This window comes from Corynebacterium lizhenjunii (assembly GCF_011038655.2).
GTDB classification, from domain to species: Bacteria; Actinomycetota; Actinomycetes; order Mycobacteriales; family Mycobacteriaceae; genus Corynebacterium; species Corynebacterium lizhenjunii.
This window is the reverse complement of the sequence record NZ_CP064954.1, coordinates 2,390,033-2,404,836: the sequence shown is the minus strand read 5'-3', so window position 1 is coordinate 2,404,836 and position 14,804 is coordinate 2,390,033. Positions and strand designations below refer to the sequence as shown.

Sequence of the window (14,804 nt, the reverse complement as noted above, 5' to 3'; positions counted from 1 at the left end):
AGTATCATCGCAGGTCAGGTGGCTTGAATGTTATAAAATTCGATTCGCTGCGCGAGGCGACATTGAAGCGCTTGGAGCTGGATCGAACTAACGATAACCCGGACTTGGAGATCGTGGCCATCGCCAGCGAGAGTGAAGACCACCTGCGGCAGTCGCATTCGCGGTATTTCTCCGCTGTCTAAGACCACCTGCCCCACGAGTCCCGTGAGGCTCAACGTCGGCCGCCGAGAACCCTACCGTGACGCGTTTTCTGCGCGAAGGCCCCTCCCCACCCATACCGCGAAGTCGTGTTTGCGCGGAAAATGGGTCACGGTTGGCCACCATCGTAGGGGGTCTTAGCGACGCGGGCGCCGCGTGGGGCGGGAGTTACTGACGCCGCGGGCGACGCGTGGGGCGGGGGTTATCCGTGGGCCGGGCGCTGCCGGCATTTCGCGAGCTGCTCGCATTTCGCGCGCCGCGTGCATTGCGACGCATGGCGATAACGCGCCAACCGAACATCAGCAGGAAGCTCATGATGGAGGCCACCAGCAGGAATGTGTAGTGGGGGAGGTGGCCGTTGACCAGAATCCACAGCAGCATGCCAATGCCGATGGCACACGGCCACACAATGGCACCTTCGCCATAATCATTCTTGGGACGCACGACGCTGACTATGCCCCAGCCCACCAGCGCGCCCACCGCCCACGGCCAGAAGGCGTCCACGGCTCCGGAGAAGGTAAAAGGCGGGTGGGCGGCGCGGGCGAAGAGGGCAAAAAGTATCAGGGCGCAGATGTCGAATAAGGGGGCGGGACGCATGTCAGTCCTTTCGGTTGAGGGCCTGGTAAGTCAAACCCTGGCGGGCGTAGTGGGCGAAGTAAATGATCCATCCAATGATAGTCACCAGGGCAAAGGAAATGAGGCGGTAAATGACCGCGGCGGAGGTGGCATCCACGGCGGTAAGCCCGGTGGCCACCAGTGGGGTGATAATGGCGGCCTCAACAGTGCCCAGGCCAGCAGGCGTAACTTGCGCGGAGCCAGCTAATTTAGCGGTGAGGTAAGCCAGTGCCACTCCGGCGATGGTGGTGTGGTTCTCCGCTGCGTGGAACAGCGGCGGCTGACCGGTGACCGCCCATACGGAAGCCCACAGCGCCAGCAAGTCCAAAAGCCGGTGGAGCAGCGACCAGGTGGCCACGCGGCTAAAAGCCCAGCGGCTGAGGTGAATGCCGTGGAAGTGCTGCATCTCTGCAGCTAGACGCCGCGCACCCCGGAAAGAGCGCCGCCCCAGCCAGCGGGAGACCTCCGCCGGGTGTTCGGTCATCCAAAAGATCACCGCCATGGCCACCATCATGAGTGCCACTGTCGCCAACAAGGAGCCCAGCGCCATGTCTACCTTGAGGAAGAACACCCCCGCAATGCCAATGAGCGCCAGCCACATCGAAGAGACCAGGGCGGAGATAAACAGGAAGTAGCTGCACAGCGCGACGGAAGCACCCCAGCGCCGCTGAACCTGGAAAGTCAGCACGGCCGCAAACGCCGGACCAGCCGGCAAGGTAGTGGACCAGGCGTTAGATGCCATGGAGATGGCGAAGGTCTCGCGCAGCGGCACGCGGTTGTCTCCGGCGGCGAGCAGCAGGCGCATCACCTGGCTCATGGCGGCCACTCCGCCGAAAGAAAACACGGTTACCAGCAGAACTGGCCCCAGCTCAGCGTGGCGCAGGCGCCGCAAGCCCTCTTGCAAGAAGTCGAGCTCCTCGCGGAAAAACCAGCCCAGGGCAGCCAGAATGCCCAGGGAGATGCACCAGGATAGGAGCTTTCTTTTCTCCACGCTGGCCCCTACCGTTGGTCGTTTTCGAGGCGTTTGAGCAGTTCGCTAAAGGGGATGAGGTCTGAGTCGTTGGTGGTGGTGCGCCCGCCGCGGGCGGCCTCGGTGGCCGCGCGCGGGACCGTGTCCGCAACTGTCCATTCGCCCTCAGGGTCCGCGTCTGCCGGTAACGGCGCATTTGCAGAGCTTGCCGATGCCCCTGCATCCCACAGCTCTGCAGTTACCTCTGCGGCAGGGGTTGCGGTGGGGGCTGCGACGGTGACGGGGGAGGGGGTATCGGCAGGCGGGGCATCGGCAGGCTCTGCTGTGGGGGTGGCAGAGCCGTGACCGAGGCGCTCATAGGCGCGCTGGACCAGGCGCGGGGCCCACCAGTTGTCCTCCCGCAGTAGGTGCATGACGGCGGGGACCAGCAACATGCGCACGATGGTGGCATCCAAAAAGAGGGCGAAGATCATGCCGAAGGCGATGTACTTCATCATCACGATGTCGGAGAAGCCGAAGGCGCCGGCGACGACAATCATGATCAGGGCTGCGGCGGTGATAATGCCGCCGGTGTGGGCGGTGCCGCGGGCGATGGACTCGTCGGTGGAGTAGCCGTTGCGGCGGGCCTCGACCATGCGGGAGACCAAGAAGACCTCGTAGTCGGTGGAAAGCCCGTAGATGATGGCGATGATGAGCACTAGCACGGGGGACATGAGCGGGCCGGGGGTGAAGTTGAGGGCGTCGGCGCCAAAGCCCATTACGAACATGCCGGTGAGGATACCCAGGGTGGCCCCGGCGGTGAGCAGCGTCATGATAATCGCCTTGGCCGGGAGCACCAGTGAACCGAAGACTAACGCCATGAGCACGAAGGTGGCTAGGACAATGTAGAGCGCCATCCAGGGCAGCTTCTCAATGAGGGCGTCGAGGGATTCGACTTCCATGGCGGGGGTGCCGCCGACGTAGAGGTCCACGCCCTCCGGGGCGGTGACGGCTTCGAGTTCGTGGACAATGCGGGTGTAGTCGGCGCGGTCTGCGATGCCAGCGGAGAGCACTGTGGTGCCGTCCTTGGTGGGGGAGGACGGGGACATGGGCTGGGTCAAGCCCTCGATGTCGCGCACCTGCAGGTAGACGTCTACCAATTGGGGGTTGGTGGCGCCGGTGACCACGAGCTTGACAGGTTCGGTGCGGAAGGCGGGAAACTCTTCGTTGAAGCGGTCTTGGGCCTGGCGGGTGGAGTGGTTGGGTGGCAAGTAGGTCTCGTTGATACCGCCGAAGCTCATGGAGATCATCGGCAAGGTCAGTGCGATGAGCAGGGCACACAGGCCGGCGGTGACCAGTCCGGCGCGGCGCATGGCCCACTTGGGCAGGCGGTACCACCAGGTGTCCTCCACGCGGCGGGCCCGCCGGGAGGCGCGGCGGACGGAGAATTTATCAATGTTGGTGCCCAGCATGCCAAACAGCGCAGGCAGTACGGTGACGGAGAGCAATGCCGCCAGGCCCACCGCGGAAATCGCGCCATAGGCCACGGATTTCAAGAAGGCCTGCGGGAAGATAAACAACCCGGAAAGGGCCACGGCCACCATGGCGGCAGAAAACACCACTGTTTGGCCTGCCGTGGCGGTGGTGTTGGCCACCGCGGTTTTGGTGTCGCGTCCGGCGTCGAGTTCCTCACGGAAGCGCGAGACCATAAACAGGCCGTAGTCGATGGCCAAGCCCAGCCCCAGCAAGGTCACCACTGCCTGGGCAAAGGTATTGACCTGTAAGAATCCCGCCAGGATGGACAAGATACCCAGGGAGCCCAGGATGGACAGGCCGCCGACAATTAGCGGCATGAATGCTGCCACCACGGAGCCAAAGACCACCAGTAGTAGCAGGCCCACCAGTGGCAACGCCGCCTTTTCGGCGCGCGCGATGTCTCCGGCCATGCCGTCATCAAGGGCGTCGGCCACTGCGGTGGCGCCGCCGACCTCAATGGGCAAGTCCGTGTCAAAGACCGAGTCCTTGATGGCCCGGTAGTCCTTGAGGGTTTGTTCGGCATCCCCGCGCAGGCCGATGGCCGCAAACGCCAGCTGGCCGTCGTCGCTGATCAGGTTGGGGTTGCGTTTATCGAAGTAGCTGGTGATGTGGTTAATCTGCTCCGGGTGCTCCTCGCGCAGAGCCGCCAGGTAGGAGGCTGCGGCGTCGAAGTTGGCGTCGGGGTCCTCGATCAAGATGATGACGTCGCCGTTGTTGTCGCGGCCAAAGGTCTCCAGCTCAATCTTTGCTGCAGCCGTCGATGCCGAGGCCGGATCATCCCAACCCTCCTGGCTCATGCGGCTATCGAGCTGGGTGCCAAAGAGCATGTAGAGCGCCGTAATAGCGCCTATGACAATCAGCGGGACTATCCGCCGGTGGCGGTAAGAAAACTCTCCCCACTTGAAAAACACGCGGGCCTCCTCCGGGTTGATGTGCAGGGTAAGGGGTGGCAGCTTAAGCCGCCGGGCTGGCTTAGTTGCTGTGCTAGCCAGGAAGCTGTGCCAGCTAGCGCTGCTGCTCGACTAGCGCGGTCAGCGGGCGCAGCGGCGCCAGCCACGCGCCTTCCTCAGGCAGGTTATCCAGGCTAATACGCGGCAGCGGCTCCCGGAAGACGCCCTCGATGTCTTCGAGGTCTACGAACTCGATGTCGGGGTGGCTAACCGCCCAGGAGGCGTGCTCGCGAAAGCCCAGAACGGTAACCGGGATGGACTCCGCAATGAGCTCCTCGATGAGTTCCTGGAAGTTCTGCCCATCGGCGCTAGCCACCGTCAGGCCGGTGAGATCCGCCCGGTGGGACTCGATGTAGTCCAGCATGTCTGGGTCCACATCGGAATCTTCCGTCAGCTTGGGCTTGGCAAAAACTCCGAAGCCCACGTTGCGGATGGCCTCCACCCAACTGCGGATGGATTCTGCACCGGTGGGGCTGACATTAGTAAATACGGTGGCATTCGGGGTGGCCTCACGCGCAAACGCCTGGTGGACCACCCACCGGCCTAGGGCATCAAAGCGCGGCCGGTGGGCGGCGGTGGGCCTGCCGCCCAGGATGGATCCCAGCCCCATGTCCATGTTGGGGGCGTCCCATACCAGCAGATAGGTACCGGGCATGTTATTTCTTCTCCCAGAGGTATTCGCTAATCACGTGGTCTTTATCCAGGCCCTTGCCTTCAAACTTGGTTATCACCTGGCGGTCGGTTAGCTGTGGGCATTCTGGCCACGGCCAGCCTTTAAACTCCAGCGCGGGCTCGACGTCTGTCAGTTCGTTTATCCATTCCGCGTACTCCGCGTGGTCCGTGGCCACGTGCAGCACGCCACCTTTCTTTAACCGGGAGGCAAAGAGGTTTAACGGCCCGGATTGGATAATGCGGCGCTTGTGGTGGCGGGCCTTGGGCCAGGGGTCGGGGAAAAAGACCCGAATGCCGTCCAGGGATTCCGGGGCGATCATGCGCATGAGTACTTCCATGCCGTCGCCGCGCACCATGCGGATATTGGGAATCTCACCGCGCACCACGGCGCCTAGCAGCTTGGCCAGGCCGGGTTTGTACAGTTCGACGGCGATAATGTTGGTGTCTGCCTCCAGTGGTGCCATGGCGGCCGTGGAGGTGCCGGTGCCGGAGCCAATCTCTACGATTGTCTTGGCGCCTCTGCGGCCGAACCAGGCGTCGATGTCCAGGCGGGCATCGGCAAGCTCTGCTCCCAGCCGCGGCCAATGCTCGGCGAAGAGGGCCTCCTGGTTGGGGGTCAGGGTGCCGCGTCGGAAGGTGACGTTGCCCAGGCGCGGGTAGTCGAGGTCATTACCAAAGACGGTGTTGAAGTCCGTTTGGAGCGGGCGATTCTGCGGGTTATTCATTGGGTCTATTGTCCATGCGCAGCGCCCAGAATGCTAATGGCGTTGGCCACTTTTTGTGCTTGAGCTTGCCGATGCCCTCCTCCCTCACCGTCACCTGGATATAACCAGCCAGGTGCCGGGCCGGGGTTAGGTGCCAGGCATGTGGGAGCTGGGGCGGCGCTAACCCCGTATTGGGGTGGCTTGGTTCGTGGCATTTTGCGGCCGGGCTGGGTGTGGAGAGCTTTAACAGTAGGTTAACAGGCTGGATATAACCATTGGGAAATTGGTTTAGCCCCAAAGTGTTGCGTAGCGACTAGTCTGGAGGGGTAAAACTCTTACGAGCACTCTAGGAGAGATGAATGACCGTCCAGATTCGTGGCCTCGTCGGTGAATTTCCGTCGAAGAATGAACAGCTCATTTCGTGGATTAGCGAGAGCGTGGATCTCTTTCAGCCGGAGCGGGTGGTTGTCATCGATGGCTCCCAGGAAGAGGCTGACCGCCTCGCGGCGGAATTGGTAGACAAGGGCACCCTGCTCAAGCTGAGTGAAGAAAAGCGTCCTAATTCCTACCTGGCGCGCTCCAACCCGTCGGATGTGGCCCGCGTGGAGTCCCGTACTTTCATCTGTACGGAAAAGGAAGAGGACGCAGGCCCCACCAATAACTGGGTGGATCCGGTGAAGATGAAAGAGGAGATGACGCAGGTCTACCGCGGTTCCATGCGCGGGCGCACCATGTATGTGGTGCCGTTTTGCATGGGGCCCATTAATGATCCGGACCCGAAGCTGGGCGTGCAGCTCACGGACTCCGCATACGTGGTGTTGTCCATGCGCATTATGACGCGCATGGGTGCAGAAGCCCTGGCCAAGATTGGCGATAATGGCGACTTTGTGCACGCCCTGCACTCCGTGGGTGCCCCGCTGGAGCCGGGTCAGGAAGACGTGGCGTGGCCGTGCAATGACACCAAGTACATCACCCAATTCCCGGATACCAAGGAGATTTGGTCCTACGGTTCCGGCTATGGCGGCAACGCCATCCTGGCTAAGAAGTGCTACGCGCTGCGTATCGCTTCCGTGATGGCTAAGGAGGAAGGCTGGATGGCGGAGCACATGCTCATCCTGAAGCTGACCTCCCCGGAGGGCAAGAACTACCACGTGGCGGCGGCCTTCCCGTCCGCTTGCGGCAAGACCAACCTGGCCATGATCACCCCCACCATTCCGGGCTGGTCCGCACAGGTGGTGGGTGATGATATTGCGTGGATGCACCTGCGTGAGGACGGCCTCTACGCCGTGAACCCGGAGAACGGTTTCTTTGGTGTGGCCCCGGGTACAAACTATGCATCTAACCCGATTGCCATGAAGACCATGGAGCCGGGCAACACCATCTTCACCAACGTCGCACTGACTGATGATGGTGACGTGTGGTGGGAAGGCATGGACGGCGACGCCCCGGATCACCTCATCGACTGGCTGGGCAATGACTGGACCCCGGAGTCTGACGGCCTGGCTGCGCACCCGAACTCGCGTTATTGTGTGCCGATTGCCCAGTGCCCCACCGCGGCGCCGGAGTACGACGACTGGCGCGGGGTCAAGATTGATGCCATTCTCTTTGGTGGGCGCCGCAAGACCACCATTCCGCTGGTAACCCAGGCATACTCTTGGGAGCACGGCACCATGATCGGGTCGCTGCTGTCCTCTGGTCAGACCGCTGCAGCGGAAGGCACTGTGGGCGCACTGCGGCACGACCCGATGGCTATGCTGCCATTCATTGGCTACAACGTGGGCGACTACCTGCAGAACTGGATCGACATGGGCCGCAAGGGCGGCGACAAGCTGCCGTCTATCTTCCTGGTCAACTGGTTCCGCCGTGGCGAGGATGGCCGCTTCCTGTGGCCGGGCTTCGGTGAGAACTCCCGCGTGCTCAAGTGGATCGTGGATCGCATTGAAGGCCGCGTGGGTGCTGATGAGACCATCGTGGGCCTTACTGCCCGCGCCGAGGACCTGGACCTGGACGGCGCCGACGCCAATCTGGAGGACGTACGCGAAGCCCTGGCCGTCAACCCCGCGGAGTGGGAGGGCGACCTCAAGGACAATGGCGACTACCTGACCTTCCTGGGCGAGCGCGTACCCGCCGAGGTCCACGCCCAATTCGCCGCGCTGAAGGAGCGCGTGGCTAACGCCCAGTAGCGCTTTTAGCCTTCGTTGTGAGGTAGGGGACCGGCCGGTTGGCCGGTCCCTTTTTTGTATGTTTGGGGCGCGCTTGCGCCGCAACCCCATCCGTGGAGGTGTTCGCGGTGCTGAGGTGCCATACGGAATCGCGCTGCCGGGGGCTGGCCGCCCACCGTTTTTACCCCCGGGGTCTTTACAACGCGCCCGAAAAGGAGTTAAGTAAGGCTGTCCTTAGTTATAGGGCATTTCTTATTCTTCCCTCTTAGACCGTGCGAGGTTCACTATGTCTCAGAAAAACTCCGCCACCCCGGCTCCGACGCCAGTAACCACGAATCCTGCATCGGCAGCCTCAGCCCCAACCCCGGCCCCAACGGGCCTCAACAGTGCACACCGCCTGAACACACGGGACCTGATCAACGCCGGTGTCTTCTCCGCGCTCTACTTTGTGGTTACCTATGCCACCGGAATGGTGGGCTTTGCGGGGCCACAATTCATGTTCCTGGGCTGGTTCATCGGCATCATTGCGAACGGCATTGTGCTGGCGCTGTACGTTGCGCGCACCCCGAAGCTGGGCGCGCTGACAATCCTCGGGGGTCTCAATGGTCTCGTCTTTATGCTCACGGGTCACTACTTTTGGACGCTGCTGGGTGGCATTGGCCTGGGGTTCCTTGCGGATCTGCTAATCACCAAGACGGGGGTGAGCGTTCCGAAGATCTTCCCGGTGGCTTATGGCGTTCTGTGCATGTGGATTGCCTTCCCCTTTATTCCGCTGGTTCTGGACTCGGACGCCTACTTCGCTGACATTGCGGAGCAAATGGGACCCCAGTACGCCGACGTCATGTCACATCTTTTCCAGCCGTGGACCATCGCGGCTGTGGTGCTGGGAGCGGTCATCTCCGGGCTCATCGGCGGATTCTTCGGCGTGCGGGTTAGCCGCAAGCATTTTGAAAGCGCTGGTCTGCTGTGACGCCTCCACCCCCGCGCGCCAGCGTGAGCCAGTCCCAGTGCCTGCCCCACAACTTGCCGATGCCCCCGCGCACCCCGCTGCTGGACCCGCGCACTGTGCTGCTTGCGGTGCTCGTCATCAATGCCACGGCGCTCAGCTACGGGGCGCTGCCCACATTGCTGCTGTGCATCGCGTTCGCAGCCTGTGCGCTGGCCACGCTAAAACCGGTCTACGGCGTGGCTGCCTGCGTGGGCTTCGCCTTCTTTCATCTGGGCTACGTGGGATTACTTAACGGGCCGCCGTCGACCTTCTTCGCCTTCACGGCGGCGATGTGTGCGTGGCTTAGCCGCTTCAGCATCAGCATGGCCATCGGCGCATATGCGCTGCTGACACTCACGCCGTCTACGCTCAATAGCGCGCTGCGGCGCATGCGCCTTCCCGCCTGGGTTGTCATCCCCGTGGTGGTATTTGTGCGCATAGTGCCCATCATCGTCACCGAAGCCCGCGCCATCCGCGACGCGATGGTGCTGCGTGGCCTGCAGCCGGGACTGCGCAGTTGGCTAGCCCACCCGGCCCGTGCTGCCGCGATGTTGGTTATCCCGTTGTTGGGCGCGGTGGTGCGTACCGGCGATGAGCTCGCCGCGTCCGCCATGGTGCGCGGCTTGGGCGCCCCAGTTGCCCCTTCCACTACGGTTCCGCTGGCTTTTAAGCTTGCCGATGCCCTCGCAGCCGCCACCTTAGCTCTCATCATCGTCTCCACCGTCTTGCCCGTCAGCGAGTGGGCGGTGGCGCTGGCCAGTGTACGGGCAGGAGTGGGGCAATGAGTGCTGCAGTTGAGCTCGAGGGCGTGAGCTTTAGGTATGCGGTGGGTGCGGGTTCCCGGCTTTCCGATGCTGGAGTTCAGGACCTGAGCCTGCAGATAGAACCGGGTGAGTGCATCTTGCTTACTGGTGATTCCGGGTCTGGAAAATCCACGCTGCTGCAGGTGCTCAGCGGCTTGATTCCGCATTTTCACCCAGGGGAGTTGATCGGCAGCGTGCGCATAAGCGCCAGCGCCAGCCCTGGTTGCATCGCCAGCCCTGGTTGCAGCGCCAGCGCTGGTTCCAGAGCCGGTACTAGTGCCGGCGCCGCTACCGCTGTCGGCGCTGGCACAGTGGAGTACTCTCCGGCGCAGCAGCCGCTGTCGCGGGCTATTGAGTTCAGCGCGTCTGTCTTTCAAAATCCCCGCACGCAGTTCTTTACGGACACTGTGGACGCGGAGCTGGCTTTTGGGCTCGAGAACCTGGGGGTAGAACCCAGCGAGATTGAGGCCAGAATTAGACATGCTGTTGCCGCGTTGGGGATTGAGCACCTGCGTGGGCGCAATTTGCGGGAACTATCCGGCGGGCAGCTCCAAGTTGTGGCGTGCGCGTGCGCACTGGTCTGCCCGGGTGGGCTGGTGCTTCTGGATGAGCCCAGCTCAAACCTCTCGCTCGAAGGCATTCGCGTGCTCCAGCAGGCGCTGCATCGGCTGAAAGAACTGGGCAAGACAGTGGTGATTGCGGAACATCGCTTGTTCTTCCTGCGCGAAGTTGCTGACAAGGTCTTCTACCTGCACCAGGGCAGTATTGCGCGCACCTTCAACGCGCGAGACTTCTTCACATTAAGCACGCGTGAGCGCCAGGCGTTGGGGTTGCGAGCGCTGGACTTCCAGCCGCTTCCGCGACTGGAAGCATGCCTAGTAACCTCAGGCGAACCCAGCTCCCCGTCGGACCTCGAATTGCACGAGGAGTGTTTAGAGCTGCGTTCCCTGCGCTTCGCCTATGGACGCACGCCCGTGATCGATATTGAACACCTGGCCTTCCCCGCCGGGGAAGTCTGCGCGCTGCTGGGCCCCAATGGCGCTGGAAAGACCACTTTGGCCCGTCTTATTTGCGGGCTCGCTGCCCCACAGCGCGGTGGAAAGATTTCGCTGGGTGGGGTGGAGATGAGCGGCAAGCAGCGCTTGGCGGTCTCCCACATGGTTATGCAAGACGTTGGCCGCCAGCTCTTTGCGGCAACTGTGGAAGAAGAACTGACCTTGGGCTTGAACAAGGCGCAGCGCGCCGGGGTAGATGTCGCTGGTCTGCTGGCGGCAGTGGAACTGGACTCCTGTGCGCAGCGCCACCCCCAGTCGCTGTCGGGAGGGCAACGCCAACGCTTAGCCATCGCGGTGGCGCAGGCCAACTCGGCACGTGCACATTCGCACAAGACTCGCCTACAAGCGAACACGGCCCGCTCGCAAGGGAACACGGTCTACTTCCAACGCACAAACTCCCCACAACCGCAGGTCTACATCTTTGATGAACCCACCTCCGGAGTGGGCTGGAGGCACCTGCAGTCCATTGCACAGCTCTTGCGAGCCCTAGCAGCAGACGGAGCGGTGGTCATCGTGATCACTCACGACTACGAGCTGGTTGCCGCGGCCGCGACCCGAATGATCAATCTGAAAGAGGTGAACCGAGTATGACTCTCCAATCACACAAAGACACACGCGGTGGGACAGCTCTCCGTGAACAATCATCCCTTGCACAATTACCTGCGGAAAACTCTGGCCGCGCCAAACACAAGGCTGGTCAACAGGCCCTGCGCAGGCTCCTAGGGCCAGTGCAGCCCATTGTCTACGGTGCGCAATTCCTGGCGCTGGTGTCCTCAATCTTGGCAGTAGCGCCTTACGTGGTGCTGGTATCGCTGGGAGACGCTCTACTCCTCGGCGAAACCCAGCGCGTCAAGGTCATTGTGCAGTGGCTCATCACCGCGTTCCTGCTGCAGCTGGGCCTGTACTTTGTGGCCCTGCTGGTTAGCCACCTGGCGGATGTGAAATTGGTGGGTGTTAACCGCCGCAAGATTATTGCCTCGCTGTCCCGGGCGCCGTTGAGCTGGTTTAGCCAGAGTAATTCCGGCAAGGTGCGCAAGGCGGTGGAGGATGACACGCTGACCCTGCACACGTTGATTGCCCACGCCCCGGTGGAGCAGGTAGCGGCCATTGTGACTCCGGCGGCGTTGCTGGTCTACGCCTTCATCGTGGACTGGCGTTTAGGACTGCTTTCCGTGGCCAGCGTGCCGGTGTATTTCGCCATCCAGGCCTTCTCTATGAAAGACATGGGCACCAAAACAGCGCAGTTGGATGATTATTTAGGGGCGGTGTCCGCTACGGCGGTGGAGTTCGCAGAAGGCATCTCGGTGGTCAAGGCCTTTGGAACGGTGGGCAAGGCTCATGGGCGCTACCAGGAGGCGGCGCAGCGCTTTGCGGATTTCTATTACGAGTGGGTGCGCCCCCTGCTGCGCCTTAGTGCGCTGTCGGAATCCTTGGTGGCGCTGCCGGTGGTGTTGTTAATTAATGTAGGCGCGGGTTCGGCGCTAGTACACGCGGGCACCGTCACGGTGCCCCAGCTAGTGGCCACCACACTGATTGCACTGGTTATTCCAGGCACCATCCAGACGGTGGGGATGATGATGTGGTCTTATCAGCTAGCTGGAAACGCCGCGCTGCGCTTGGAAGAGGTGATGTCCATCAAGCCTCTGCCGGAGGGCTCCTTCGAGTTAGCAGACGCCCCTAACCTCCCCGTCCAATTCCACAATGTCAGCTTCAGCTATCCCTCCGGTGCGCGGGTGCTGCAGAATTTCTCGGCTACGTTGCACCCAGGTACGGTCACTGCGCTGATTGGGCCGTCGGGTTCTGGCAAGTCCACTGCCGCGACCATGCTGGCACGTTTCCAGGACCCGGACGAGGGCGCTATCACCATCGGCGGGGTGGACATTCGCCAGCTCAGTTTCGCCAGTTTGTACCGTACGGTGGCTTTTGTCTTGCAGGATCCGCACCTGCTGCAGCTGAGCATCCGGGACAATATCCGGCTGGCGCGTCCTGCGGTCACCGATGAGGAGGTCTGGGCCGCTGCGGAGGCCGCCCACATTGCGCAGGACATCCGTGCCCTGCCTGCTGGGTTGGACACGGTGGTGGGTGCCGGTGTGTCCCTGTCTGGTGGACAGCAGCAGCGCATTTCTATCGCCCGGGCAGTGCTTGCCGATGCCCCAATCCTCATCCTCGATGAGGCCACCACCGCCGCAGACCCCGACTGTGAGGCGGAGATTCAGGCAGCCTTGAATGTTCTGGTGCGTGGCAAGACTGTGTTGGTAATTGCGCATAAGCCGGAATCTATTCGGGGCGTTGATCAAATCATTGAACTTGATGTACAAAAGGAGTCCACCGATGACTGAGGTAACGTCTAAGAATCTGCGCCTTCGGGATCCGTTCCTTATCCGCGAAACCGGTACGTTGCAAACCGAGAAGGGACAGCGTTATGGCAGGTGGCAGAGGCTGCTGGCACTCTGCGTGGGTATATTCGATGGCCTGGCGGTATTGGCGTTGGTGCCGCTTACCCGCGCGCTGGTGCAAGGCACTGCTGTGGCTCCGTGGCTGTGGGGGCTGGCGCTTATTGCTCTGCTAGCTTTTGGGGCGCGTTTCTTCTCTACACTGTGGTCCTATTTCAGTGCGCTGGATTTTCTCCATACGGCGCATACGGTGATTGGCGATAAATTAGCCACGCTCCCGCTGGGGTGGTTTGGGGCCCACAACACAGGTGGGCTCTCCCGCTTGGTCTCTGACCGCTTCATGGCGGCGGCGGAGACTGTCGCGCACATGCAAAGTACCATCGTGCGCGATAGCGCTGCTCTGGTCACCTTGGTGGTGGGGGCGTGGGTGTGGAATCCGCGCCTGGGCCTGACGCTGACGCTCATGGCACCCGTGGTGGTGCTGGTGGTACAGGTAGCTGCCTGGATCCGCAAGCGGGCAGCAGACCAGGCGCTGCCGCCCGCGCAGGAACTTTCCGGCCGGATTGTGGAGTTTGCGGCTCACCAGCCGGCATTGCGAGCCGCAGGCCGCAGCGATGAGTTTGCACAGCTCCAGCAGGCACTACAAGCAGACCAGAAGGCTCGGGTGCGCGAATTGTGGCTGTCGACTTTCGCGCTGGTACTCAACGGCGTGGTGGTGCAGGCTTTTATCGTGGCGCTGATTACCGTAGCGGCGCAGGTGCCAGCCGATCCGTTGGAGACCATTGCCGTCATTGGCATCAGTCTGCGCTTTAGTCGCGCCGTGGATCAGGTGGGATCGGCCTATGTAGGTTTGGACCTGGGGCGCGTAGCGCTGACAGAGGCCCGCCAGATTTCTTGTGCTCCCTCGCTTCCTGAGCCCGCCCAGCCCACAGTCCCCACCGGGGCGGAGGCAGGCCGCGTGGAATTGCGCGATGTCTCCTTCGGCTATGGGCACACCCCAGTTTTGCGCAACGTCAGTTTTGTGGCGCAGCCCGGAACTCTCACGGCTATCGTGGGGCCCTCGGGTTCTGGTAAAACCACCATCGCCCGGCTGATATCGCGTTTCTGGGACGTTGATTCGGGCGTAGTGCTAGTCGATGGCGTAGACATTCGCCAATTGGGCACCGAGCAGTTGATGTCCCGGCTCTCCATGGTGTTTCAGGACGTGTACCTCTTCGATGATTCCCTCCTGGCCAACATACGCGTGGGCCGGCCGTCCGCTAGTGACCAGGAGGTCTATCAGGCCGCGGACTTGGCTGGGGTGACCTCGATTGCTCAGCGCCTGGGTTGGCACAGCCGCGTCGGCGAGGCCGGACGGCTGCTCTCCGGTGGGGAGCGCCAGCGCGTCTCTGTCGCTCGCGCTCTGTTGAAGCAGGCTCCCATTGTCATTTTTGATGAGGCCACCTCAGCGCTCGACGCCGAAAATGAGGCCAACATCCTCGCCTCCATGGAAGCGCTGCGGTCTCGTTCCACCCTCATCGTGATCGCCCACAAGCTCGATACCATCCGCAATGCCGATCAGATTGTGGTGCTCGACCACACCGGACACGTCAGCCAGGTGGGCACCCATGCGCAACTTGGCGGTACTCCGGGCATCTACCAACAGTTCTTGCGGCGCCGCGAAGCCGCCCACGGCTGGGCCCTGGGATCCCCGAGCGCCTAGATCCTCGAGCGCCTAGATCCCCCGAGTGCCCAGGACCCCGCGCTCCTAGCGCAATTCGTGGTGCGTTACCTCGTGCT

The 14,804-nt window shown here is 62.1% G+C and carries 12 protein-coding genes; 7 read left to right on the top strand and 5 right to left on the bottom strand.

Translation table 11 applies throughout. The features are described 5' to 3' along the window. The first annotated feature begins 23 nt into the window (after positions 1–23). Complete coding sequence (locus G7Y31_RS10970) at positions 24–182, top strand: hypothetical protein (protein ID WP_244977391.1); 159 nt, start codon at positions 24–26, stop codon at positions 180–182. A 184-nt stretch (positions 183–366) separates the two neighbouring features. Here the strand turns inward: G7Y31_RS10970 and G7Y31_RS10965 are convergent, their stop codons facing one another. The 5 genes from G7Y31_RS10965 to trmB all read right to left on the bottom strand — a co-directional run bounded on the left by G7Y31_RS10965 (position 367) and on the right by trmB (position 5,645). Continuing rightward, a complete protein-coding gene (locus G7Y31_RS10965) occupies positions 367–795 on the bottom strand; it encodes a DUF3054 domain-containing protein (RefSeq protein WP_165010583.1) in 429 nt (142 codons plus the stop codon). A 1-nt stretch (position 796) separates the two neighbouring features. Continuing rightward, positions 797–1,804, bottom strand: a complete 1,008-nt coding sequence (locus tag G7Y31_RS10960) for a lysylphosphatidylglycerol synthase transmembrane domain-containing protein (RefSeq protein WP_165010582.1) — start codon at positions 1,802–1,804, stop codon at positions 797–799. Positions 1,805–1,812: 8 nt separating this feature from the next. Then, positions 1,813–4,209, bottom strand: coding sequence for an MMPL family transporter (locus G7Y31_RS10955; RefSeq protein ID WP_165010580.1), 2,397 nt, complete (start codon positions 4,207–4,209; stop codon positions 1,813–1,815). Positions 4,210–4,303: 94 nt separating this feature from the next. Beyond that, positions 4,304–4,903: an NYN domain-containing protein gene (locus G7Y31_RS10950; RefSeq protein WP_165010578.1), complete on the bottom strand. Its 600-nt coding sequence runs from the start codon at positions 4,901–4,903 to the stop codon at positions 4,304–4,306. 1 nt (position 4,904) lies between these two features. Continuing rightward, a complete protein-coding gene (gene trmB / locus G7Y31_RS10945) occupies positions 4,905–5,645 on the bottom strand; it encodes a tRNA (guanosine(46)-N7)-methyltransferase TrmB (protein ID WP_165010576.1) in 741 nt (246 codons plus the stop codon). Between the two features lie 338 nt (positions 5,646–5,983). On the opposite strand from trmB, the gene G7Y31_RS10940 reads away from it, so the two are divergent. The 6 genes from G7Y31_RS10940 (at position 5,984) to G7Y31_RS10915 (ending at position 14,727) form a co-directional block, all read left to right on the top strand. Next, a complete protein-coding gene (locus G7Y31_RS10940) occupies positions 5,984–7,807 on the top strand; it encodes a phosphoenolpyruvate carboxykinase (GTP) (protein WP_165010574.1) in 1,824 nt (607 codons plus the stop codon). Positions 7,808–8,072: 265 nt separating this feature from the next. After that, positions 8,073–8,756, top strand: coding sequence for an MptD family putative ECF transporter S component (locus G7Y31_RS10935; RefSeq protein ID WP_165010572.1), 684 nt, complete (start codon positions 8,073–8,075; stop codon positions 8,754–8,756). Then, on the top strand, positions 8,753–9,559 hold the full coding sequence (locus tag G7Y31_RS10930) for an energy-coupling factor transporter transmembrane component T (protein WP_244977390.1): 807 nt from the start codon (positions 8,753–8,755) through the stop codon (positions 9,557–9,559). The genes G7Y31_RS10935 and G7Y31_RS10930 overlap by 4 nt, the downstream gene beginning before the upstream one ends. Continuing rightward, on the top strand, positions 9,556–11,223 hold the full coding sequence (locus G7Y31_RS10925; RefSeq protein WP_165010570.1) for an ABC transporter ATP-binding protein: 1,668 nt from the start codon (positions 9,556–9,558) through the stop codon (positions 11,221–11,223). The genes G7Y31_RS10930 and G7Y31_RS10925 overlap by 4 nt, the downstream gene beginning before the upstream one ends. Then, on the top strand, positions 11,220–12,971 hold the full coding sequence (locus G7Y31_RS10920) for an ABC transporter ATP-binding protein (RefSeq protein WP_165010568.1): 1,752 nt from the start codon (positions 11,220–11,222) through the stop codon (positions 12,969–12,971). Before G7Y31_RS10925 ends, G7Y31_RS10920 begins: the two co-directional genes overlap by 4 nt. After that, entirely contained in the window at positions 12,964–14,727 is a 1,764-nt protein-coding gene (locus G7Y31_RS10915; RefSeq protein WP_165010566.1) for an ABC transporter ATP-binding protein, read from the top strand. The genes G7Y31_RS10920 and G7Y31_RS10915 overlap by 8 nt, the downstream gene beginning before the upstream one ends. Positions 14,728–14,804: the final 77 nt, after the last annotated feature.

Bases quoted from the DNA above. Each gene is read 5' to 3' on its own strand.
- G7Y31_RS10915 (WP_165010566.1), top strand. From the start codon at position 12,964: ATGACTGAGGTAACGTCTAAGAATCTGCGCCTTCGGGATCCGTTCCTT.
- G7Y31_RS10935 (WP_165010572.1), top strand. From the start codon at position 8,073: ATGTCTCAGAAAAACTCCGCCACCCCGGCTCCGACGCCAGTAACCACG.
- G7Y31_RS10920 (WP_165010568.1), top strand. From the start codon at position 11,220: ATGACTCTCCAATCACACAAAGACACACGCGGTGGGACAGCTCTCCGT.
- G7Y31_RS10950 (WP_165010578.1), bottom strand. From the start codon at position 4,903: ATGCCCGGTACCTATCTGCTGGTATGGGACGCCCCCAACATGGACATG.
- G7Y31_RS10965 (WP_165010583.1), bottom strand. From the start codon at position 795: ATGCGTCCCGCCCCCTTATTCGACATCTGCGCCCTGATACTTTTTGCC.
- trmB (WP_165010576.1), bottom strand. From the start codon at position 5,645: ATGAATAACCCGCAGAATCGCCCGCTCCAAACGGACTTCAACACCGTC.
- G7Y31_RS10925 (WP_165010570.1), top strand. From the start codon at position 9,556: ATGAGTGCTGCAGTTGAGCTCGAGGGCGTGAGCTTTAGGTATGCGGTG.
- G7Y31_RS10940 (WP_165010574.1), top strand. From the start codon at position 5,984: ATGACCGTCCAGATTCGTGGCCTCGTCGGTGAATTTCCGTCGAAGAAT.